Raw genomic sequence first — 22,512 nt, forward strand, 5'->3', positions numbered from 1 at the left:
GGGGAGCAGAGCCACAACAGATCATCTGTTGTGATCGCTTGTCCACAGGATGCCGGTGCGCGGTTCAGGTACGCCGGACCTGCTCGATAGGCTGGACCACCTGCTGTGATCCGGCCACCGGCAGGAAACCGGCGAGATACGGACGAGATACGGAAAGGGGCGTCGCGGTCATGCGAGACGGCAGGTGGACCACTGTCACCGAGTCGCAGTTCCAGCACGAGCGCAACGGACTGCTGTATCTCAAGGAGCGGCTCCCGGACAACGAGCCCTACCGTGCCTGGTCGAACTTCACCTTCACCGCGCACAGCGGCCATGTCCGCGAGGTCGACCTGCTGGTCGCCGCCCCGGCCGGTCTTTTTCTGGTCGAGCTGAAGAACTGGCAGGGCACCGTCAGCTCCTCGGGGGCGAGCTGGGTACAGACACTTTCCGACGGCCGTACCCGCATTCATCGCAACCCCCGCCACCTCGCCAACCAGAAGGCGAAGGAACTCAAGGGCCTGCTCAGGGATGCCCTGCAGAAGACCGATCCCCGACGCCATGTCCCGTACATTCAGGAACTGATCTTTTTCACCGACCCCGGACTGCGCATCCGCCTCGCGCCGAACGACCTGGCGGGCGTCTTCGGCAAGGCCGGGCACAGCGGGCTGGACGACGTCCTCACCGAGCTCCAGCGCCCCGCTCGCGACATCAAGTCGGGCATCGACCGCCAGTTCTCCCGCGGGCTCGGCAAGCTTCTGGCCGAGGTGGGCATCGGCCGTTCCGACGCCGAGTACCACGTCGGCACCTACCGACTGGACCGCACCCCCTTCGACACCGGACCGAACTGGGCCGACTACCTCGGCCGCCACGACTCCCTGAGCAAGACCCGCCGCGTACGCATCTACCTGCGCGAACGAGGAGCGGATCGACAGGCCCGCGAGTCCATCAGCCACACCGCCGAGCGCGAGGCGCGCGCGCTGGAGGGCCTCAGGCACCCGGGCCTGGTCGCCCTGGAGAACTTCGACGAGAACGGCCACAGCGCCGGCCCCGCCCTCCTTTACGCCTACCACCCGCGCACGCTCCGCCTGGACGACTACCTCCTCCAGTACGGCGCGAAGCTCGACGCCCAGGCACGTGCCGCCCTCCTGCGCCGCCTGGCCGAAACGGTCCACTACGCGCACCGGCACCTCCTCTTCCACCGCGCCCTGCACGCCCGGGCCGTCCACGTCCTGCCCGGTCCGCGTACCGGGACCGGCAGCGAGGAGGACCGCTGGCTCAATCCGGTCGTCCAGATCGCCGAATGGCAGACGGCGGTCCGCCACCCCCGCCCCCAGGGCGCCCCGGGCGGCTCCGGCGGGACGCTGAGCAGCGGCCACGAGATAATCCCGTCGAACAACCTCGCCGCGTACGTCTCCGAGGCCGCCGATCCCTACCTCGCCCCCGAGGTGACCGCGAAGTCCCCGGACCCCACCGCCCTAGACGTCTTCGGCCTCGGCGTGCTCGGCTACCTGATCTTCACCGGCAGGCCGCCCGCGAGCAGCCAGGCCGAACTGGGCGCCAGACTCGAACAGGGCCGCGGACTGGTGCCATCCGCCGTGGCCGACGGACTCACCAAGGACGTCGACCAGATCGTCCAGGACGCCACGGCCTTCGACCCGTACGCCCGCATCCGCACCGCCGCGGAATTCCTCGAGTGGCTCGACGTCGTCGAACACGGGCTCAAACCCACGAAGCCCGGGACCCAGCCGGTCCCCGAAGCCCATGTCGAAGAGGGCGACCCGCTGGAAGCCGCCCCGGACGACGTCGTCGGCGGCCGCTTCCGCATCAGGCGGAGCCTGGGCCAGGGCTCCACCTCCCGAGCCCTTCTCGCTGAGGATCTCGAACGCGAGAACGCACCCGTCGTCCTCAAGATCGCCCGCAAGGACAAGTACGCCGAGGCACTGCGTCGCGAAGCCGAGGTCCTGTCCAGGCTGCGCAACGACTCCAAGGTCATCCACCCGGCCCTGCCCGAGCCGATCCGGATCGGCCCGCGCACCGTCCTCGTACTCGACCACGCGGGCGACCGGACCGTTGCCCGCCAGCTGCGCGAGCGCGGCCCGCTCCTCACCGACCAGCTGGAGACCTACTCCACCTACCTCTTCGCCGCCGTCGACTTCCTCGACGGCGAAGGGGTGTGGCACCGCGACCTCAAGCCCGACAACATCGCCATCCGGGTACGCCCCAACGGCACCCGGCAACTGGTGCTCTTCGACTTCTCCCTCGCCGGCCTCGACGTGGACACCGTCAGGGCCGGCACCGAGGGCTATCTCGACCCGTTCGTCGAAAACATCACCCGGGGCCGCTACGACGCCCACGCCGAGTGGTACGCCCTGGCTGTAACCCTTCACGAGATGGCCTCCGGAGAGCTGCCCCAGTGGGGCGACGGCTCCGTCCTCGCACGCCAGACCGACCCCAAGAAGTGGCCCCACCCCAAGATCGCCTCCGAGGCCTTCGACTCGGCCCTCCGCGACGGGCTCACCGAGTTCTTCGCACGCGCCCTGCATCGCGACCACCGCAAGCGGTTCCCCGACCTGAAGGAGATGCAGCGCGCCTGGCAGCGCGTCTTCGCCCTCGCCGACCTCCCCGTCCAGGGCCGCACAGGCGGCCACCCCGAGGACACCGCCGCGTCGGCCGGCGCGCTGCCCGTCGGTGAGCTTCCGCCCGTCGACCCCGCGGCGGACGAGAACGCCCGGGAGGAAGCTGCGGCCAAGGCCGGCCGCGACACCGCACTCCTCGTGGCGGGCCTGTCCCTCAGAGCGGTCTCCTTCCTCAACGGCCTGGACGTCCACACCGTCGGCGACCTCCTCGACTACTCGACCCGCCGACTCGTCAACCGCCCCGGCCTCGGTGCTCGCACCCGCGAGGAGATCAACCGCCGCATCAAGCAGTGGCGCCTCGCCCTCGACGTCCGTCAGCCCTCCCCGCTCTCCCCGGCCGAGCGCGGCGACTCCGCGGAGGAGATCGCGGAGGCACGCTCGGAGCAGCGCGAGGAGGGCAGCGACCTGCCACTGCGCCGCATCTCCCTGGACGCCCTGGTCACCCTCCTGGTGCCCAAGCCTGCCCCCCGGGGACGCAACGCCACCGAAGTGGAGGCGGTGCGGCTGCTGCTGCGACTCCCCAGCGAAGAGGGGAACCTGCCCGACGAGCTGCCCAGCTGGCCCCTGAACAAGTCCGTCGCCCCGCTGACCAGCGACCAGGTCACCGAGGGCCGCATCGCCCAGATCGTCGGCGCCCAGCGCAAACGCTGGGGCCGGGACCCGGCACTCGTAGCCCTGCGCGACGAGCTTCTCGACATACTCGCCACCATGGGCCGGGTCGCCTCGGCGACCGAACTCGCCGAAGCCCTCATCGGGCGCCGCGGCACCTCCCAGTCCGACCCCGGGGTGCGGCGCGCCCTCGGCATGGCCGCCGTACGGGCCGCGTGCGAGGTCGACTGGGGGATGACCCCGCGCCGCCTGCGCAGCCGCCGCCACGGCGAGACCGGCGACAACCGGCTACTGCTGGCCCTGGAGGTCGACGAGGACAAGGACGCCCCGGACACCCCCTCGGCCCCCGCCCTCCTCAACTACGCCGACCGGCTCGGCAAGGCGGCCGACGCCCTGGCCGCCCGCGACACCCTCGCAGGCCCCGGCACCGTACTGGAACAGGTCGTCGCCGCGGACGCGGCGTTCCGGGCCCGCTGGCCCGAGGCACAGATCACCATGGACGAGGCCCGCATGGTCACCCTGGCGGCGGCGGCCTCCCAGGACGCGGCCGCCAACGCCCGGCTGGAGATCTACGCCCGTTCCCTGGAGCCTGTACGTGCCCTCCGTCTGGCCCAGGCCGGTCTGCTGCTGCCATTGGCGGGCAGGTCCGACGACGAGCAGGACGGGCTGACTGTCGAGCAGATCCGCGACCGGGTCCACGCCCGCTTCCCCGACCTGTCCAGCCTTCCGGACGACCGGGTCCTGCTCGGCCGCCTGTTGCGGCAGGCTGGTTTCGAGCTGGAGTGGCGTACGAGCCGGAGGCGTCCGCGCGGCTGGTTCGTACCGAAGCGGGAGTCCGCCGGTGGTGACGTCACCTCTGTCGTCACGCAGCGCCGCCCCAGCCGGATCACCCGCACCGACCACTGGACGGCGCGCGACCCGGAACAGCGGGCCCGTTTGAAGGCCAGGGCCCAGCTGCAGGAGTCCGGCGGCCGTCCCGGCTTCCGGCTCCTCACGGTCCGCTTCGACGACCAGCGCCTCGCCCTGCGGACCCTCACCGAGCAGGGACGCGAGTGGCGGGCCGAACCCGTCGACGTCAGCGGCCTCTTCCTCGCGTCCCTGCGCCGCATGGTCGAGGCCCGGCCCCGGCCCACCTGGGAGACCATCCTGGAGGCGGACAACGCGGAACCGGGATCGCGGGACGCGCTGAAATTCGGCGAGTACACGGCCGCCGCGTGGCGTGACGTGGAGAAGGACATCCTGGCCGTCCTGGAGGCCCCGGCGGATTCCGGAACCGGCTCCGACGCGACGGCGGGGGAGGCCGACGCAGGTGTCGGCCGCCGCCCGGTGCTCCTGCACGACGCCTCCGTCATGGCCCGTTACGGAGGCATGGGCGTCCTTCAGCGGCTCGCCGACCTGGCCCGCCGCGGCGGCTCGGACGGGCGCGGCCTCTGGTTGCTCAGCCCGCTCACGGACCAGACGGCAGGACCTCGGCTGGACTCCGTGACCGTGCCGATCGAGGACCGCGAGGAGTGGATCAGCCTCAACCACGCCTGGGTGGTCAACGACCCGGGGGAGGAGCGGGCGGCGTAACGCCCGCTTCCGCTTCTCTTGCCCGACTCGGCCGGCTCGCCTCGGTTCAGTTCCGCCCCGCCGGGTCCGGCGGAAGGGCCCGGCTCCGGGCGTTCACGGCAGCTACGGAGGCGCGCAACCGTTCGCTGGAGGAGGCGACGCGGACGTGCGCCGGGTCCGCGTCCCACTCCCGGCCGCCGCCGACCGGCCGCAACTGGAGGTACGGGCCGACCTGATCCATGACGACCCCGGTCCGGCTCGTGCGCTCGTCGACGACGACCGTTCCGGTGGCCAGTAGGCACGGGGACGCTGCGAGCGGGCGCGGAGGTGGGGGGCTGGGTGGTGGTGCGGTCACGTGTTCCCGCCGGTGCCGGTTCCGTTGCTGGTGCTCGGGTGGGCGGCTGCTTCACGTGCGTCCGCCGCGTCGGTGAGCACGGCGGTCAGATGGTGGGCCGTGGACAGGTTCACCCGTCCCAGCTCCAGGAGCGGGCGGTGGAGGGTGGTCGTCGTGCAGGACGCCAGGTCAGGCCTGAGGGAGGGCAGGGTGACGCCGTGCCGTGCGAGGGCGGCGCTGAGCTCGTCGGATACGGCGAGCGCGGAGGCGAGGGGGTTGTCCGGGAAGGGGTAGGCGAACGAGGCGGTCGGGAGGGCAGCTGCGGTTCGGGTGCCGGTGGAGTGATTGTCACTGTTCATGCTCACAGCGTGCCTGCGTAAAGCTACGCTCAGTAGAGGCCGCGTGCCAGCAACGGAGTTGCGGGCAGCATGCGGCACTTGGCCCCGCGGAATCGGCGGGTGCGCACATGGACACCGCAAGGGGGCACAGCCGATGGCCGGCCGACAGAACCGTAACCAGGACCTGGACCCGTTCACCTCGCCGAGGACCTTCTTCGGCAGCGAGCTCCGCCGGGCCCGCGAGGCCGCCGGCCTTTCCCAGGACCAGCTCGGCGAGCGGGTCTTCTGCTCCGGCACGTACATCGGCCAGTTCGAGTCTGCGACGAGGCGACCACAGCCGGACCTGTCCAAGCTCCTCGACGACGTCCTCGACACCGGCGAGCACTTCCAGCGCCTGTGCGAACTGGCCCGCAAGTCCAAGCACGCCGACTACTTCGCGGACGCGGCGGAGCTGGAGACCCGCGCCAAGACGATCAGCGAGTACGCGCCGATGCTGGTGCCGGGGTTGCTGCAGACGGAGGCGTATGCGCGGGCGTTGACGAAGGCCACGTTGCCCTATGGGGCAGCAGATGAGGTGGAGAGGTACGTTCGCGCCCGAGTTGAACGTCAAAGGATCCTCAGCGATCCGACAGGGCCGCTGTTGTGGCAGATCGTTCACGAGGCAGCCTTGCGTGTGCCAGTTGGAGGGGCGGACGTCATGGCTGAGCAACTGGCGTGGCTCGGGGAGCTGGCGCGTACCCGCGGAGTGTTGATCCAGGTCCATCCATACGGGGCTGGGCCTCACACCTTCATGATGGGGGTGGTCTCCCTCATGACGTTCAGAGACGCACCGCCCGTTGCCTACGTCGAAGGCCCACACAGTGGCCAACTCATCGAGGATCCGGCACTGGTTGAGCGGTACCAAACGTCATACGATCTGGCCAGGGCCGCCGCACTGCCGCCGGAGGCGTCCCTCACCCTGATCGAATCGGTGGCGGAGGACTTGCTGAAATAATGATCACCCCGCGCGACCTGAGTAACGCGGTATGGCGCAAGTCGTCATACACCAATGGTGAAGGGGGGAACTGCGTCGAGATCGCAGAGGGCTTCCCCGCAGTGATGCCTGTCCGCGACAGCAAGCGCCCCGAGGGCCCAGTCATCGTCGTCGGGACTGAGGGATGGGCGTCCTTTGTGTCAGCGGTCAAGGAGGGTGTGGTTGGTACGCACTGAGCACACCCTCACGATCTGTGTCAGCCCCGTCACTCACCTGAGAGACGGGGCTGAGTCGTGGTCCAATGGATGCTTGTGCGCCGCAAGGCGCCATCCGTGACCAAACACCTCAACTGTTGGTGGGCTCAGTGATTGACAGCGTGCGTCTACTCGAGGATCTGCAGAAGCAGGTGGCCGAAGCCGAGACGGACCTCCAGGCTCAACTTGGGAGGCTACCTGAGGTCGCGAAGCGTCTGCGCGCCGAGTACGACAAAGCTTTCAAAGTGGGCAAGACGTCGGCAGCGCTTCCTCGCTGGATCGAGGAACGGGTGACCCAGTCCGCCGTGGCATGGGTACTTGGAACGGTTTTCGTGCGTTTCTGCGAAGATAACCATCTCCTTCACCTCCCCTTCCTTGCTGGAACAACAACCACGCGTGAGACACAGGCGCAGGAGCGCCACGGCCATTTCATGGCAGAAAATCCGGCACACACTCACCGTGACTGGCTATATTCGGCCTTTGAGGAGATCGGAGATTCGCCAGCTGGACGACTTCTCTTCGATAAACGCCATAACCCCCTCTATCAAATCCCTCTTTCGAATGAGGGCGCCAAAAAGTTGCTTGATTTCTGGCGCCTTCACGAAGAGACTGAAGAGGGCGGCACAGGTCTCGTGCACGATTTCGGCAGCGATGAGTGGGATACGCGTTTCCTCGGTGACATCTACCAAGATCTATCGCAGGACGCGCAAGAAAAGTATGCTCTATTTCAGACACCGGAGTTCGTTGAGCAATTTATTCTTGATCGCACCCTGAAGAAGGCGCTTGCTCAGATTGGGTATGACGTCGTCAAAATGATCGACCCGACCTGCGGTTCGGGGCACTTCCTTCTGGGAGCTTTCCATCAGATTCTAGGCGAATGGGAGCGCAGAGCCCCTAACGATGACGTACATACACGCGTGGCGGGTGCCCTTGACGCCATTCACGGAGTTGACCTGAATCCGTTTGCGGTAGCTATTGCTAGATTTCGTCTAATAATCGCTGCGCTGAAAGCGGCGGGCGTAACAAATTTGCGGGAGACGGCCCGCTATAAATGGCCGCTTCATGTCGCGACGGGCGATGCTCTCTTCAAGTCTCAGCAAGGCAAACTATTTGATGCGAGTGGGGGAGAGGTTAGGGATAGCGAGGATTATGATTTTTGGTTCGGCGTAGAAGATCTTGCCGAACATTTGGAAATTCTCACACCGGGGCGTTATCATGTAGTAGTAGGGAATCCACCGTACATCGCGGTCAAAGATTCGAAGTTGAGGGACACTTACCGCAGTCTATATAGGCATGTTTGCCACGGGCGGTATACGCTCTCAGTTCCGTTCATGCAAAGATTCTTTGAGCTTGCAAAGCGTGATGAAAGCGGCGCTGAGGCTGGTTATGTCGGACAGATCACTTCCAGTGCTTTCATGAAGCGCGAGTTCGGCGAGAAGTTGGTCGAAGGGTATCTGAATAGTGCCGTAGACCTGACTGAGGTAATCGACTCTTCTGGAGCCTATATTCCTCACCATGGCACTCCGACGGTAATCGTTGTAGGGAGGAATCGCCCTGCTGCCAGCGGAGCAAAGACCGTGCGTACGGTACGTGGAGTGCAGGGTGAGCCGGGAATTCCGGATGAGGCCGCTCAGGGGCACGTCTGGCGGGACATCGTTGAGCGAATTGATGATCCTGGGAAGAGTGTCGGTGACTGGGTCTCCGTTGACAACCTTGATCGTGAAAAGTATTTCGGCAGGCATCCCTGGATTCTGGCTGATGGCGGGGTGGAAACGATTGATGAGATCGATAGAAATTCCGTCGGAACTCTCAAAAAATCGTGGCGTGCTACGGTTGGCATCACATCGGTTACCGGAGAAGATGACCTTTATCTTTTGCCGAGGAACGGTGCTGTACGAAGGTTGGGGATCGAGAGCTATCGATCTCTGGTTTCCGGTGATGCCGTGCGGGATTTCCAGGCCCGTTCGGAGTTCGACGCAATCTGGACCTATGATGAAAATTTCAAGACCATTCCATTCTCCGGGCTTGATGACTCCGAAAAAATCCTCTCGGCTGGCAAGAGTGTAATCCGGCACAGGCGACGTTTTGGCACGCCAATGGTGCAGCGTGGCCTAGCATGGTATGAGTGGCAGGAACTCTACTCGTCAAAGCTTGAGAACCCGTTGTCGATCGTCTACGCAGAAGTGGCCACTCATAATCACTTCGCCCTCGATCGTGGCGATAAGGTTTTTAAGCAGACTGCCCCCGTTATCAAGCTTGCGGAGAATTTGGTCGAACGAGATTACGTTCAGCTGCTTGGCGTCCTCAATTCCTCTGCCGCCTGCTTCTGGCTTAAGCAGATGTGCCACATTAAGCCTAGTAATGGGGTCGGACGTGGTCTTGAATCAGAAAAATGGACAGTGTGGTCACAGTTCAACTCGACTAATGTTCGAGAGTTCCCGCTTCCTGAGGTGTTCCCTCTAGCTCGGGCAACGGAACTTGACAATCTAGCCCAGCAGTTGGCTGCCGTAACCCCATTGAGTGTCGCTGCAGACCCGGAAAAGCTGCCCACGGCCGACGTCCTTGCTGGGGCGAAGGTGGAATGGAACCGCATCCGTGCCCGGATGATTGCCGTCCAGGAGGAGCTGGACTGGGAGGTGTACGGCATCTATGGGTTGCATGCCGACCTCACGGCGCCTGAAGGCTCACTGCCCGTTGAGGGTCTGGTCCTCGGGCAGCGTGCTTTCGAGATCGATCTTGGTAGGCGCGTAAAGGATCAGAGTGTCAAGACGGAATGGTTCCGGCGTCACAAGTCGCAGATGATCACCGAGATCCCGGCCGATTGGCCCGAGGCGTACAAGGAGACCGTCCGCCGCCGGCTCGAAGCCATGAAGAACTCGTCCGTGATCGGGCTCATCGAGCGCCCCGAGTACAAGCGGCGCTGGCTCACCGACGAGTGGGACGTCCAGCAGCAGGCGGCGCTCAAGGAGTGGCTGCTCGCGCGCATGGAGAGCCGGGAGCTCTGGTACGAGACGGACTACGACGGGACGGAGCGCCCTCGCACCCGCTCCCTCCCCGAGCTGGTCGACGACCTCACCCGTGACCACGACTTCGTGGCTGTCGCGGAGCTCTACGCGCCCGGCGAGGAGCTGTCCGTGATCATCCCCAAGCTGGTCGAGGATCAGCACGTGCCGTTCCTGGCGGCCCTGCGCTACACGGAGACGGCCCACAAGAAGAAGCGCGAGGTCTGGGAGCAGGTCTGGGAGCGGCAACGGCAGGAAGATGCGGCCACTGCCGACGGTGACCATCTGAAGGCGATGGAAATCCGTGACGGCACGCCTGTGCCGCCGAAGTACACGACGGCGGACTACCGCAAGGCCTCCTACGCCGCCCAGCGCGGCGGCCTCGACGTCCCCAAGGAGCGGTTCATTTCCTACAGCCGCACCCTCAACCCGGCGATCGAGGTCCTGGGCTGGGGCGGATGGGATCACCTGGAGCAGGCCGCGGCCCTCACCGAGACCATCGAGGCCCGTACGACCTCTGGAAACTGGGAGCGGGAGGACTTCATCCCCTACCTCGCCGGTCTGCTGGAGCTGCTGCCGTGGCTGAGGCAGTGGCACCCGGAAGACGCCGGCATGTTCGAGGAGGCGCTGCTGGACTGGCAGCGGGAGGAGGAGTTCGCGGTCACCGACGAGGAGCTGCGCGCCTGGCGCCCCGCCCGCAAGACGGCGAAGAAGGCCGCGGCCAAGCCCGCCGGCGGGAAGAGCCGGAAGGCGAAGGACTGACAGAGGAGACTCTCGCCGCCCCGGCGGAGTCCGGGACAGAGACGGCAGGTGTAGTCGGCCCCTCGCAGGGACCCCTGCGAGGGGCCCCGCCCGACCCACCACCCCGCCCGCGCCCCGCTCACCCGTGCAAACCCGGCAGATCCGTGCTCCCCGCACGTTACGCTGAGGTATTCGGGTGACGTGGGCCGTCCGGGTCAGGCGGTCGGGCCTGCCGTACGCGAGTCGTGCGGCGGGCGGGGCACCGGTCCGGCGGACCTGCGCGGCGGCACCCGGAGACAGGGGCGGACGGCCCGGCGAGCGGCGGCTGCCGTTCAGGCCGGACCGGGCGGCCGAGCGGGCCACAAACGGGACACACGAGGAGTACGCGATGGCACACCCCACCCAGCCCCTGCTGCGTGAGGTCATCGACATCCCCACCGTCAGTCACGAGAGTTTCGTTCTGAAGCTCACCGAGGCGCTGGGCAGCGACGAGGAGCTTGCGAAGGCGCTGGACGCCTACGTCCTCACCGACAACCTCGTGGAGCGGTTCGGGGACGCCCTGTCCCTCATCGAGGCCGCCCTGACCAGCGGCAGCTCCAAGGCCGCCTACCTCCACGGCTCCTTCGGTTCCGGCAAGTCGCACTTCATGGCGGTGCTGGCCGCGCTGCTGGGCATCCAGGAGCGGGCGTCGCTCAGGATGCGCGGTCACGAGAGCTTCGCCGGGGCCATGCGTATGCACCCCTGGCTGCACCACACGAAGTTCCTGCTCCTGCCCTTCCACATGCTCGACGGCAAGTCCCTCGAACAGAAGGTGCTCGGCGGCTACGTGGAGCACATCCGTCGCCTCCACCCCGAGGCTCCGATCCCGCAGGTCTACCGCACGGACGCGCTGTTCGAGAACGTCCGCAGCCACCGGGAGCGGATGGGCGACGAGGCGTTCATCGACGGACTTCCGGGCGGGGACGCCGAGGACAAGTGGGGTGACTCGGTCTTCTGGACCTCCGAGAAGCTGGACACCGCGCTCGCCGCAGAGCAGGTGGACGAGGACACTCTCAACGAGGTGGACCCGCAGTGGCACCGTGAGCCCGTCACCCCCGGCGGGCTGCGCGCCAAACTGGTCTCCGACGCGCTCACCACCTGGTTCAAGGGGCTCTTCCGGGACGCCGCCGAGGACCGGCAGGCGTTCGTCTCCCTCGACCGGGGGCTCGGCATCATCGCGGCGCACGCGAAGTCCCTCAACTACGACGCGCTCGTCCTCTTCCTCGACGAGCTGATCCTGTGGCTCGCCAACCGCATCCGGGACGAGGAGTTCGTCTCCGAGCAGGCCGCCAAGATCACCAACTTCGTGGAGGGCAGCGACGCCCGCCGGGCCATCCCGGTGGTCTCCTTCATCGCCCGCCAGCGCGACCTGCGGGAACTGGTCGGCGACGAGGCCGTGCTCGGCTCGGCCGAGGTGTCCATCCAGGACACCCTCTCCCTGGCCGACGACCGGTTCCGTACGATCCCGCTGCCCGACAGCGACCTGCCGGCGATCGCACACGCGCGGCTGCTGCAGCCCCGCGAGGACGTGCCTGACGCGAAGGCCCGCATCGACCAGGCCTTCACCAACATCAAGCGCGTCAAGCCCGACGTGTGGGACGCGCTGCTGGGCGACAGCAAGGACATCACGACCGCGGACGAGGAGGCCTTCCGCCGGGCCTTCCCGTTCTCGCCGGCCTTCATGGACACCCTGGTGCGGGTCGCCGAGGCGCTGTCCCGCTCCCGCACCGGCCTGAAGCTCATGGGCCAGATGCTGTTCGACCAGCGCGACACCCTCCGCCTGGGCCAGCTCGTGCCCCTCGGTGACCTGTACGAGGTGCTGTACCGGGGCGGCAGCGACCCGTTCACCCAGACCCTGCGGGAGCAGTTCCATTCCGCGCAGGAGCTGTACAAGAACAAGCTCCAGCCCTACCTGTTCGGCCGGTACGAGCTCACCCACGACGACACCGAGGTGTACCGCCGCGACCCCGACGCACTGGACCCCGCCGTACGCGCCCGGGTGGAGTCTTTCATCGTCGACAACCGGCTCATCGGCACCCTGCTGCTGTCCGCCCTCGTGCCGTCCGTGCCCGCCTTCCAGAACCTGACCGTCAAGCGGCTCACCGCCCTCAACCACGGCATCGTCACCTCTCGGGTGCGCGGCTTCGAGGCCAAGGAAGTCGCGAAGAAGGCCAAGGAATGGGCCGACGAGTTCGGTGAGATCAAGTACACCGAAGGACCCGACGCGGGGATCTCGCTGGAGCTCGTAGGGGTCGACTACGAGTCCGTCGTCACCCGCGCCCAGACCAACAACAACCCGTCCAACCGCCGCGGCCTCCTCAAGCGCATGCTGTGGGAGGAGCTGGGGGTGACCGAGGGCCAGCTCGACGACCAGCTCAACCTGTCGTGGCGCGGCTCCCGGCGGACCGCCGAGGTCCTCTTCGGCAACCTCGCCGACGCCAACACCCTGGACGACGACAAGGTCAAGCCGCGCCAGCCCGGCAACTGGCGGCTCATCGTCGACATGCCCTTCGACGACGTCTACGGCGAGGCCGAGGACCGCGACCGCATCATGCGGCTCAAGAACCTCCCCGACCACGACGAGATCCGCACCATCGGCTGGATCCCCGCGCACTTCACGCACGCCATGTACACGAAGTTCCAGCGGCTGGTCATCATCGACTACGTCCTCAACGGGCAGCGCTTCGAGTCCTACGCCGGACACCTCAGCCCCAACGACCGGGAACGCGCCAAGGACGCCCTGCGCAACCAGCACCGCCGCCTGTCCAGCACCGTACGGACCGCACTCAAGCAGGCCTACGGCCTCCTGCCGAAGGACCCGGCGGTCGTCGGCGCCTACGACGAGCACATCCTGCCCGTCCCCGACATGCAGGGGATCGTGCTGGAGTACAACCAGTCGCTGTACGACGCGGCGCGGCGCATCATCTCCAACGCCCTCGCCCACCAGTACCCGGCCCATCCCGACTTCGACCCGCAGAACGAGCAGCTGTCGGTGCGGACGGCCGACGTCAAGACCGTCTTCGGGTACCTGCGCACCGCCTCCGACGAAGGCACCGACGTCGTCGAGATCCGCCCGAAGGACCGCCCGCTGATGGCCCGCATCGCCGGTCAGAAGGGCCTGAAACTGGGCACCATGTTCGAGGCCCGCTTCCAGCTCGGCCGGCACTGGGAGGAGCACTTCGGGCAGAAGGCCGGCACCGTCTACGACGACCAGGACATCCCCGTCCGCACCCTCCTCGACTGGATCGACGAGCCCCTGCCGCACGGCCTCGACCCGGTCCTCGCCAACCTGGTGCTCTGCGCCTACGCCGAGCGCACCGACCGGGTGTGGACCTACCACAACGGACCTGTCGAGGTCGCCGACCCGGCCGCCCTCAAGACGGTCTACAGCCTGCGGGCGCAGGAACGCCCCACCGAGGATGTGTGGAACGAGGCCGTCGAGCGCGCGGCACGCATATTCGGCGAAGCCCCGCTGTCGCCGATGCGCCGGGCCCGCATCATCGCCGAGTTCAGCGACCGGATCAGGGCCCGGGCCGCGCAGCTGCGCCCCGCGGCGAGGAAACTCGTCGACGAGCTGGAGGAGCACGCCGGCTACCTCGGTCTGGACACCGAGAACGACGAGGGGCGCCTCGGCACCGCCCGCCGCGCAGCCGTCCTCGCGGACGACCTGACCGACGCCGACCGGCACGACCCGCTTGCCGTCGTCACCCTGCTCGCCAGTGCCGACACCGGTGACCGGGCCGGCCAGGAGCGAATCGGGACGTCCCTGATCAGTGCGCCCGCCGTCCTCGGCGCTCTGACGGGCGTGCCCTGGTCCAGCGTTTACGACATGGCCCGCGACGTGCGCGAACCGTACGCCACCGAGGCCCGCGTCGTCCTCGACTCCCTGCACGGCACGGCACGGGCGGACGAGAACACCGCCGTCCTCGACACCGCGCTGGAGAAAGCGACCCGGGAACTCACCGCGATCCTGCGCCGCGCCAACGCCGCACAGACCCCGCCGCCCGCGCCCCCCGCCGGCCCGCAGCCCGGCCCCGCGCCGGTTCCCGCGCCCGCCCGGTTCCCCCTGCCCAGCAACGGCGCTCCGGCTCCGAACGGCAACGGCACGTCCGTCGCCGTACCGGAACAGTCGCACGGGCAGTACGAGACGGAGGCCGCCGACGCCATCGACCGGCTGCGGGCAGAACTCGCCGAAGTGACCGAGGCTCACCCGCACGTCCGCGTCCAGATCACCTGGCAGGTGATCGACCAGCCGTGAGCGCGAACAGCACCACCGCTCCGCCGCCCGGACACGGCGCCGGGCAGTCCCGCCCCAGGCCCGCCCACCCCGCCGCGGTCGTCCAGGTACTGGAAGCCCGTTCCTTCACCGAGGGCGAGCCCCGCATCGTCCTCATCCGTGCGGAGCCGCACTGGAACGGGCCCCGTCGGCTGCCACTCGGCGGCGGCCGAAGCGCGCACATCACCACCGCCGTCTCACCGCTCGCCGTGCTGGACACACTCGTCGCATGGGAACGGACCGACGCCGGCGAACAGGACGTGCTCGCCGTCATCACCGATGTCGAGGACGCCGACCTCGGCCCCGGCCTGCTCGCCCGGGTCTACCGCAACCGCGTCTACCCCATAGAGCCCTGGGCCGTCGTCCGTCGCCTCTTCGGCGCCGTGGGCCTCGATCCCCGCCTGACCGCCGAGGGCTGGGCGGCGGAAGCCCTCATCGACGCGGCTGGCCAAGAGAGCTGGCCCAAGACCCCCGGCACGGTCCTCTCCCGCGACACCGCCCTGTCCCGGCTCGCCGCCGGGCGGTTGTCCACCGCCGCTCACCGCCTCGACCCCGGCCGGCTCGACCTGCACGCCCTGATGGCCTGGTCCCTCGCTCCCGGCGCGGTCGAACGCGTCGCCTCGCTGCGCGACCAGGAACGGCGCGGACTCGCGGCCTGGCTCGCCGACTCCGACCGGGTGGGCCTCCGGGCGCACCAGGCGCTCACCGCGCTGTTCGCGCTCTTCGAGGCGGGCAACGGCGCCGACGCTGTGCCCATGGGGCTGGTGTGCGCCGCCCTGTGGGGCGGGAAAGTACCCGCGGGAGTGGACCGTGCCCGTGGCCGCGCGGAGCTGAAGTTCGGCGGCCGGCGACTCGACGACGACAGCTTCGCCGCCTTCGGTGCCGAGACCGAGGACTACGTCCGGGTTCTGCTGACCGCCCGCTCCGCGGACGTGACCGAGGACGAGCCGGTGCTGCCGGGACCCGACCCCCGCGCTCTCATGGCCCGCGCGGACGTCCTCATCCGCGACATGGGAGCAGAGGACGCCGCCGCCGCCAGCGACCTGCTCGAAACCGGACAACGGGCACGCTACGGAGCCGTCGCCCGCGCACTGGCCGCCTGTGTTCCCACCGACCCGGGCAAGTCCCCGGCCGAGCGACGCATCCGCGACCTGAAACACGCCGTCGAACGCCTGACCGGGCACGAGCTGTCCCGGCTCGCGAGCCACCGCGCGACCATGACCCGGATCCGTATGGCGCAGCGGCTCGTGCACTGGCTCGCCCAGCCCCCGGCCACCGGATTCATCACCGCGGCCGAGGCGGTGCAGCAGCACATCGCCACCTACGGGTGGGTCGACCTCGCCCACGGCTGGATCACCGACGGCGACCACGCCCACCCGGAACTGCCCGGCGCGCTCGCCACACTGAGCACCGCCGTACGGGCCCGGCGGCAGGCTCTCGACGAGGCTTTCGCCCACTGCCTCGCCGAGGAGACCCGCAGCGGTGCCGCACCGCGCGACGCCCTTGTCGTCGAGGACTTCGCCCGCCGCGTCCTGGCACCGGTGGTCAAACCCGCCCGCCCGTCGAGCGCCGGAAGCCCGCCGCTCCTCCTCGTCGTACTCGACGGAGCGAGCGCCGCCGTGGCCGCGGCCCTCGCCGAGCAACTGCGCGCTCGGTCCTGGGCCGAATATGACCCGGTGGCCGACACCGCGGGAGACCGTCAGCGGCGCGGAATGCTTGCCGCGCTGCCCACGATCACCCGGGCCTCCCGCGGCTCGCTCTTCGCCGGCGAGCTCACCGAGATCGACCAGCAGGAAGAACGCAGGCGTTTCGCGGCACACCGCTTTTGGGGCGGAGCAAAAGTCCAGCTCTTCCACAAGGCCGACCTGCGGGGAGGCGCGGGACACGCCCTCGGCGGCGAACTCGCCGAGGCACTCGCCGACCCTGACACCCACGTGGCCGTCGTCGTCAACACCATCGATGACCGCCTCGGCGAGGACCGGGCCATGTCCCACTGGCAGCTGAACGAACTCCTCGGCATGGAACCACTGCTGACCCAGGCCCGCACCACCGGCCGCGCCCTGGTCATCACCGCCGACCACGGACACGTCATCGACCACGGCACCGACAAGGAGAACGTCCCCGACGCGCTCTCCGCACGGCACCGCCGAGGCACCACACCAGCGGGCCGTGGCGAGACCGTCCTCGCCGGACGGCGCGTCGTCGCCGAAGGGCAGCGCATCACCGCCCTGTGGGACACCGGGCTGCGTTACGGAAACCGGCAGGCCGGATACCACGGCGGTGTCGCCCTCGCCGAAGCTGCCATCCCCGTGCTGGCCTTCGCCCCCCACGGCGCCCTCGTACCCAAGGGCTGGCGGGAGCTCGGCCCCCAGCGGCCCTTCTGGTGGTCCCTGACAGAGGACACCGTTCCCGGCGTACCGGTCCCGTCCGCACCGGCACCGGCCATCACACCGCCGGCCAGGCGCACGCCCTCGGCCGCCGATCTGCGGAAGAGGGCGGAAGAGCAGCAGGCCGCCGAGCATGAGACCGGCCAGGGAGCGCTGCTGTCCTTCGACGACATCAGCACGACCGAGCCGACCGGGCCGGCCGCACTTCCCCCCAGCCCGCCCCGGCCTCGGCCGCCGAACAGCTCATCGAGGAGCTGCGCACGTCCGACATCATGAGCGCGCAGCTCGGCTCACTGCCACGCCCCGAGGAATTCGACACCGTCGCAAAGGCCGTCCAGGCACTCGTCGACGCCCACGGAATCCTCCCGGTCACCGCGGTCGCGGAACGGGCCGGGAAACGCGCCACGCGCGCCGCGGGCTTCGCCGCCACACTGCAACGCGTACTCAACTACGACCAGGCGGAGGTCCTCACCCTCACCGACAACGGACGCTCCCTCCGGCTCGACGTACCGCTGCTAAGACGGCAGTTCCGCATCGGCACGACAGACGGAGCACGGACGTGACAGCCCAGGGCATCAGCCCCGAACGCCGCATGCGACTGATCGACGCACTGCGGCGGGGCGCCGTACCCGAGACCGGACTTGGGGTCCTCGCGGTCGGCCTCGGCCGGTTCGAGGCAGCCGTCGACGCGGAACTCGACGCGGTCGCCACCGGATCAGCCGTCTTCAAAGCCGTACGGGGCGAATACGGCTCGGGCAAGACCTTCTTCACCCGCTGGCTCGCCGAACGCGCCAAGCACCGCAACTTCGCCGTCGCCGAAGTACAGGTCTCCGAGAACGAAACCCCACTCCACAAACTGGAGACGGTCTACCGGCGACTCACCGAGCGCCTCGCCACCAACACCTTCCCGCCCAGCGCCTTCCGGCCCGTCGTAGACGCCTGGTTCTACGCCCTGGAGGAGGACGCACTCGCCGCCGACGCCACCGACGACGAACTGCCGCAAGCCGTGGACGGCCTCCTCACCGCACGCCTTGCCGAGGTCTCCCGCGTCGCACCGGCGTTCGCCACCGCCCTGCGCGGCTACCGGCGCGCCCAGGACGCGGGCGACGACGCCACCGCCGAATCCGTCCTGGCCTGGCTCGGCGGGCAGCCCCACGTCGCCGCGGCGGCCCGCCGAAGCGCAGGCGTCCGCGGCGACCTGGACCACTTCGGGGCCCTCGGCTTCCTCCAGGGCCTGCTGACCGTCCTCAAGGACTCCGGCCACCCCGGGCTGCTTCTCGTCCTCGACGAGGTGGAGACGCTGCAGCGAGTCCGCTCGGACGCCCGGGACAAGGCACTCAACGCACTGCGTCAACTCATCGACGAGGTGCACTCCGGGCGGTTCCCGGGCCTCTACCTCCTCATCACCGGCACGCCCGCCTTCTTCGAAGGGCCGCAGGGCGTCCAGCGGCTGGCACCGCTCGCCCAGCGCCTGGCCACCGACTTCACCACCGACGCACGGTTCGACAACCCGCGCGCCGTGCAGCTCAGGCTCCCCGGTTTCACCGTGGAATCCCTGACCGACCTCGGTGGCAGGGTCCGGGACATCTATGCCTCGGGCGCCGAACGCGAAGCCGCAGAACGAGTACTGGGCGTCGTCGACGACTCCTACGTGGCCGACCTCGCGCGCGCCGTGGCGGGAAATCTCGGTGGCAGAGTCGGCGTCGCACCGAGGCTCTTCCTCAAGAAGCTCGTGGGTGACGTACTGGACCGTGTGGAGCAGTTCGAGGACTTCGATCCGCGCAAGCACTACGCGCTCACAGTCACTGATTCCGAGCTCACCGGGACCGAGAGGAACGCCGCGGCAGGCTCGGCCGACGACATCGAACTCCCTCTGTGAGGCGCCCGTGAACTCCGGCTACACCCCGGACGCGGTCGACCGGCTCCATTCCGTCGTCCTGCACCACATCGCCAACACCCTCGGCTGGCCCGATCTGCGCCCTCTTCAGAAAGCCGCGATCCATCCGCTCATGGACGGCACGGACGCGCTGCTCCTCGCGCCCACCGCCGGCGGCAAAACCGAAGCCGCGGCCTTCCCGCTGCTGTCGAAAATGGCCCAGGCACGGTGGACGGGGACCTCGATCCTCTACGTGTGTCCGCTCAAAGCACTGCTCAACAACCTGCTGCCGCGCCTGGAGAGCTACACCTCATGGCTCGGACGTTCTACGGCCCTCTGGCACGGCGACGTCTCACAGACCCGGCGCAAACGCATTCTGTGGGAGCGGCCCGACATCCTGCTGACCACGCCGGAGTCGCTGGAAGCAATGCTGGTCAGCGCAAACGTCGATCACCGCGCCTTCTTCTCGGGGCTTCGGGCGGTCGTCGTGGACGAGGTCCACGCCTTCGCAGGCGATGACCGGGGTTGGCACCTCCTTGCCGTGCTGGAACGCCTGGAACGGGTCGCCGGCCGTCCGGTGCAGCGGATCGGCCTCTCCGCGACCGTGGGTAATCCTCCGCAGCTCCTGTCCTGGCTGCAGGGCTCCGGTGCCGGGAAACGACCCTCACAGGTGGTCGATGTCAGCAGCCCCGCACCGACGGCCGGCCTTCCGCCGTCCGGAGACATCCAGCTCGACTACGTGGGTTCCCTGGAGAACGCCGCCACCGTTATCGCCTCACTCCACCGAGGAGAGAAGCGCCTGGTCTTCTGTGAGACCCGGCGGCACGTCGAGAAGCTCGGCGAGTGCCTGCGCGCCAAAGGCGTGACCACGTTTCTCTCGCACGCCTCCCTCGCGGTCGACGAGCGCCGACGCGCCGAGGAAGCGTTCAGTGAGGCGCGCGACTGCGTCATCGTCTCCACCAGCACCCTCGAACTCGGCATCGACGTGGGTGACCTCGATCGAGTCGTTCAGATCGACGCACCGCCCACCGTGGCGTCCTTCCTCCAGCGTCTGGGCCGAACCGGCAGACGGCCGGGAACCACCCGCAACTGCCTCTTCCTCACCCTCGACGAAGACGGCCTGCTCGCCGCCGCGGCCCTGCTCCTGCAGTGGTCACGAGGCTGGGTCGAGCCAGTGGTGGCCCCACCCGAGCCCCGCCACATCGCCGCGCAGCAGGTACTCGCCCTCTGCCTGCAGGAGAACACCGTCGGGGAACACCTCTGGCAGGAATGGTGGGGCGGGCTGGGCCCCTTCGGACCCCCGGCCGAACCGATCGTGAAACACCTGGTCGACGAGGGCTACCTCGAACGCGACGGCGGCATGCTGTTCATCGGCCCCGAAGCGGAGCAGCGCTTCGGCTACCGCCACTTCATGGACCTGACGGCGGTGTTCACCGCCGCGCCGGAGTTCACCGTGCTCTTCGGCCGCAAGGAGATCGGATCGACCGATCCCGCCCTGTTGACCGAGAAAGTGGCCGGCCCACGACGCCTCCTGCTGGCGGGACGCAGCTGGCAGGTCACCTACGTCGACTGGTCCAGGCGCCGGTGCTTCGTCGAGCCTGTGGAGAGCGGCGGGAAGGCACGGTGGGCCGGAGCGGGCTTGGCCCGGGGAGCCTCGTACGAAATCACGCGCGGCGTACGCGAAGTCCTGATGGGTACCGATCCGTCCGTGTCGCTGACACGGCGCGCCCAGGACGCCCTGGCCGCCGCCCGCGAGAACGCCGTCGAACGCGTGCACCCGGGCGGAACCGTCGTCGTCCGTGGAGGTCGCGATACCGGCGTGCGCTGGTGGACGTGGGCCGGGCAGAGAGCGAACGCCACACTCGCGGCCACCCTCAGTGAGATCGCCGACCCCCTTCAGTACCCCACGGACGCCTGCATCCGCCTCCGAGAGGACCTGACAGCCGCCGAATGGCAGCAGGCCAGGACCCGAGCGGCAGAACAGCTCAGTCTGCCTTCTGTGGACCCGCGAGCGTCGCGGGGACTGAAGTTCAGCGCCGCCCTGCCGGAGCGTCTCGCGACGGCCACGCTGGCCGCTCGTCTGGCGGATCCGGACAGGGCCGCATCGGTCCTCGAGGAGCCCACCAGGCTGACCCTGCTCCTCTGATTCACGGGCCTGCCAGGCAGAAAGTCCTAGGAGTTGTACGCGCTCTGCGCCCGCTCCAGCCCCTCGATCACCAGAGCCTCGACCGCGTCCGTCGCCCGGTCCACGAAGTAGTCCAGCTCCTTGCGCTCCGTCGACGAGAAGTCCCGCAGCACGAAGTCCGCCACCGGCATCCGCCCCGGCGGCCGTCCGATCCCGAACCGCACCCGGTGGTAGTCGGACCCGAGCGCCTTGGTGATCGACTTCAGCCCGTTGTGGCCGTTGTCGCCGCCGCCCAGCTTCAGCCGCAGTACGCCGTAGTCGATGTCCAACTCGTCGTGGATCGCCACGATGTTGCCGACCGGCACCTTGTAGAAGTCCCGCAGCGTCGTCACCGGCCCGCCCGACACGTTCATGAACGACATCGGCTTCGCCAGGATCACCCGCCGGCCCGCCGGCCCGGGCGGCCCGATCCGCCCCTCGACCACCTGCGCCTGCGCCTTGCCGTGCCGCTTGAACCGTGCCCCGATCCGCTCCGCCAGCAGATCCGCCACCATGAAACCGACGTTGTGCCGGTTCGAGGCGTACTCGGGGCCCGGATTGCCGAGACCGGCCACCAGCCAGGGCGCACTCGCGTCCGTCGTCACGTCCCTGTCTCCTTCGTATCCCTCATACCAGTCCACCCCGTCCACACATGCGCGTCGGCCGCTGCCCCGCACGGGAACAGCGGCCGACGACAGAAGACCGTAGCGAGGATCAGGCCTCGGCGGCCTCGTCGCCCTCACCCTCGGCGGGGGCCTCCTCGGCCTGCGCGGCCAGGACCTGGAGGACGACCGTGTCCTCCTCGACGGCCAGCTTGGTGCCGGCCGGGAGCGGGATGTCCTTGGCCAGGATGGAGGCGCCGGCCTCCAGACCCTCGACGGAGACGGTGACCGACTCCGGAATGTGCGTGGCCTCGGCCTCGACCGGCAGCGCGTTCAGGACGTGCTCCAGCAGGTTGCCGCCCGGGGCCAGCTCGCCCTCGGTCTGCACGTAGATCTCGACGCTGACCGTCTCGCCGCGCTTCACCAGCTGCAGGTCGACGTGCTCCAGGAAGCCCTTGATCGGGTCACGCTGCACGGACTTCGGGATCGCCAGCTCGTTGGTCTTGCCGTCGATGTCCAGCGCGATCAGGACGTTCGGCGTGCGCAGCGCCATCAGCAGGTCGTGACCCGGAAGCGTCAGGTGCAGCGGGTCCGAACCGTGACCGTACAGAACACCCGGAACCTTGTCGTCACGGCGGATGCGGCGCGCGGCACCCTTGCCGAACTCGCTGCGCGTCGTGGCGGTGAGCTTTACCTCAGACATGATCACTCCTCGTAGAAATCAGAACGGACGTGGTCACCCGGCCACGAA

General features: G+C 68.5%; 13 protein-coding genes. 9 read left to right on the top strand and 4 right to left on the bottom strand.

Going from position 1 to position 22,512, the window contains the following annotated elements; all coding sequences use genetic code 11:
• Positions 1–170 precede the first annotated feature (170 nt).
• On the top strand, positions 171–4,796 hold the full coding sequence (gene pglW, locus RI578_RS23805; RefSeq protein WP_310872970.1) for a BREX system serine/threonine kinase PglW: 4,626 nt from the start codon (positions 171–173) through the stop codon (positions 4,794–4,796).
• 46 nt (positions 4,797–4,842) lie between these two features.
• Here the strand turns inward: pglW and RI578_RS23810 are convergent, their stop codons facing one another.
• Positions 4,843–5,016, bottom strand: coding sequence for a hypothetical protein (locus RI578_RS23810; protein ID WP_310872971.1), 174 nt, complete (start codon positions 5,014–5,016; stop codon positions 4,843–4,845).
• A 110-nt stretch (positions 5,017–5,126) separates the two neighbouring features.
• Entirely contained in the window at positions 5,127–5,468 is a 342-nt protein-coding gene (locus RI578_RS23815; RefSeq protein ID WP_310872972.1) for a hypothetical protein, read from the bottom strand.
• A gap of 133 nt (positions 5,469–5,601) precedes the next feature.
• Here RI578_RS23815 and RI578_RS23820 point away from each other — a divergent pair, with 133 nt between their 5' ends.
• The 8 genes from RI578_RS23820 (at position 5,602) to RI578_RS23855 (ending at position 21,141) form a co-directional block, all read left to right on the top strand.
• A complete protein-coding gene (locus RI578_RS23820) occupies positions 5,602–6,441 on the top strand; it encodes a helix-turn-helix transcriptional regulator (RefSeq protein ID WP_310872973.1) in 840 nt (279 codons plus the stop codon).
• On the top strand, positions 6,441–6,656 hold the full coding sequence (locus RI578_RS23825; RefSeq protein WP_310872974.1) for a DUF397 domain-containing protein: 216 nt from the start codon (positions 6,441–6,443) through the stop codon (positions 6,654–6,656). Before RI578_RS23820 ends, RI578_RS23825 begins: the two co-directional genes overlap by 1 nt.
• 128 nt (positions 6,657–6,784) lie before the next feature.
• Complete coding sequence (gene pglX / locus RI578_RS23830; RefSeq protein WP_310872975.1) at positions 6,785–10,438, top strand: BREX-2 system adenine-specific DNA-methyltransferase PglX; 3,654 nt, start codon at positions 6,785–6,787, stop codon at positions 10,436–10,438.
• A gap of 367 nt (positions 10,439–10,805) precedes the next feature.
• Positions 10,806–14,714, top strand: coding sequence for a DUF6079 family protein (locus RI578_RS23835; protein ID WP_310872976.1), 3,909 nt, complete (start codon positions 10,806–10,808; stop codon positions 14,712–14,714).
• Positions 14,711–17,395: a BREX-2 system phosphatase PglZ gene (gene pglZ / locus RI578_RS23840; protein WP_310872977.1), complete on the top strand. Its 2,685-nt coding sequence runs from the start codon at positions 14,711–14,713 to the stop codon at positions 17,393–17,395. Before RI578_RS23835 ends, pglZ begins: the two co-directional genes overlap by 4 nt.
• The gene (locus RI578_RS23845; RefSeq protein WP_310872978.1) at positions 17,392–17,682 is read left to right on the top strand and encodes a hypothetical protein; all 291 of its coding nucleotides are present in this window, start codon (positions 17,392–17,394) and stop codon (positions 17,680–17,682) included. Before pglZ ends, RI578_RS23845 begins: the two co-directional genes overlap by 4 nt.
• Positions 17,679–18,998: a BREX system ATP-binding protein BrxD gene (brxD, locus tag RI578_RS23850; protein ID WP_310872979.1), complete on the top strand. Its 1,320-nt coding sequence runs from the start codon at positions 17,679–17,681 to the stop codon at positions 18,996–18,998. The genes RI578_RS23845 and brxD overlap by 4 nt, the downstream gene beginning before the upstream one ends.
• Positions 18,999–19,005: 7 nt before the next feature.
• A complete protein-coding gene (locus RI578_RS23855; RefSeq protein WP_310872980.1) occupies positions 19,006–21,141 on the top strand; it encodes a DEAD/DEAH box helicase in 2,136 nt (711 codons plus the stop codon).
• 26 nt (positions 21,142–21,167) lie between these two features.
• Here the strand turns inward: RI578_RS23855 and pth are convergent, their stop codons facing one another.
• Positions 21,168–21,764: an aminoacyl-tRNA hydrolase gene (gene pth, locus RI578_RS23860; protein ID WP_310872981.1), complete on the bottom strand. Its 597-nt coding sequence runs from the start codon at positions 21,762–21,764 to the stop codon at positions 21,168–21,170.
• A gap of 109 nt (positions 21,765–21,873) precedes the next feature.
• Positions 21,874–22,464 (bottom strand): 50S ribosomal protein L25/general stress protein Ctc, encoded by a 591-nt coding sequence (locus RI578_RS23865; RefSeq protein ID WP_310872982.1) that lies wholly within the window; start codon positions 22,462–22,464, stop codon positions 21,874–21,876.
• Positions 22,465–22,512: the final 48 nt, after the last annotated feature.

This window comes from Streptomyces sp. BB1-1-1 (assembly GCF_031597775.1).
In the GTDB taxonomy this organism is placed as follows: Bacteria; Actinomycetota; Actinomycetes; order Streptomycetales; family Streptomycetaceae; genus Streptomyces; species Streptomyces thinghirensis.

Bases quoted from the DNA above. Each gene is read 5' to 3' on its own strand.
- RI578_RS23820 (WP_310872973.1), top strand. From the start codon at position 5,602: ATGGCCGGCCGACAGAACCGTAACCAGGACCTGGACCCGTTCACCTCG.
- RI578_RS23865 (WP_310872982.1), bottom strand. From the start codon at position 22,464: ATGTCTGAGGTAAAGCTCACCGCCACGACGCGCAGCGAGTTCGGCAAG.
- RI578_RS23845 (WP_310872978.1), top strand. From the start codon at position 17,392: ATGAGCGCGCAGCTCGGCTCACTGCCACGCCCCGAGGAATTCGACACC.
- RI578_RS23810 (WP_310872971.1), bottom strand. From the start codon at position 5,016: ATGGATCAGGTCGGCCCGTACCTCCAGTTGCGGCCGGTCGGCGGCGGC.
- RI578_RS23815 (WP_310872972.1), bottom strand. From the start codon at position 5,468: ATGAACAGTGACAATCACTCCACCGGCACCCGAACCGCAGCTGCCCTC.
- RI578_RS23825 (WP_310872974.1), top strand. From the start codon at position 6,441: ATGATCACCCCGCGCGACCTGAGTAACGCGGTATGGCGCAAGTCGTCA.
- pglW (WP_310872970.1), top strand. From the start codon at position 171: ATGCGAGACGGCAGGTGGACCACTGTCACCGAGTCGCAGTTCCAGCAC.
- RI578_RS23835 (WP_310872976.1), top strand. From the start codon at position 10,806: ATGGCACACCCCACCCAGCCCCTGCTGCGTGAGGTCATCGACATCCCC.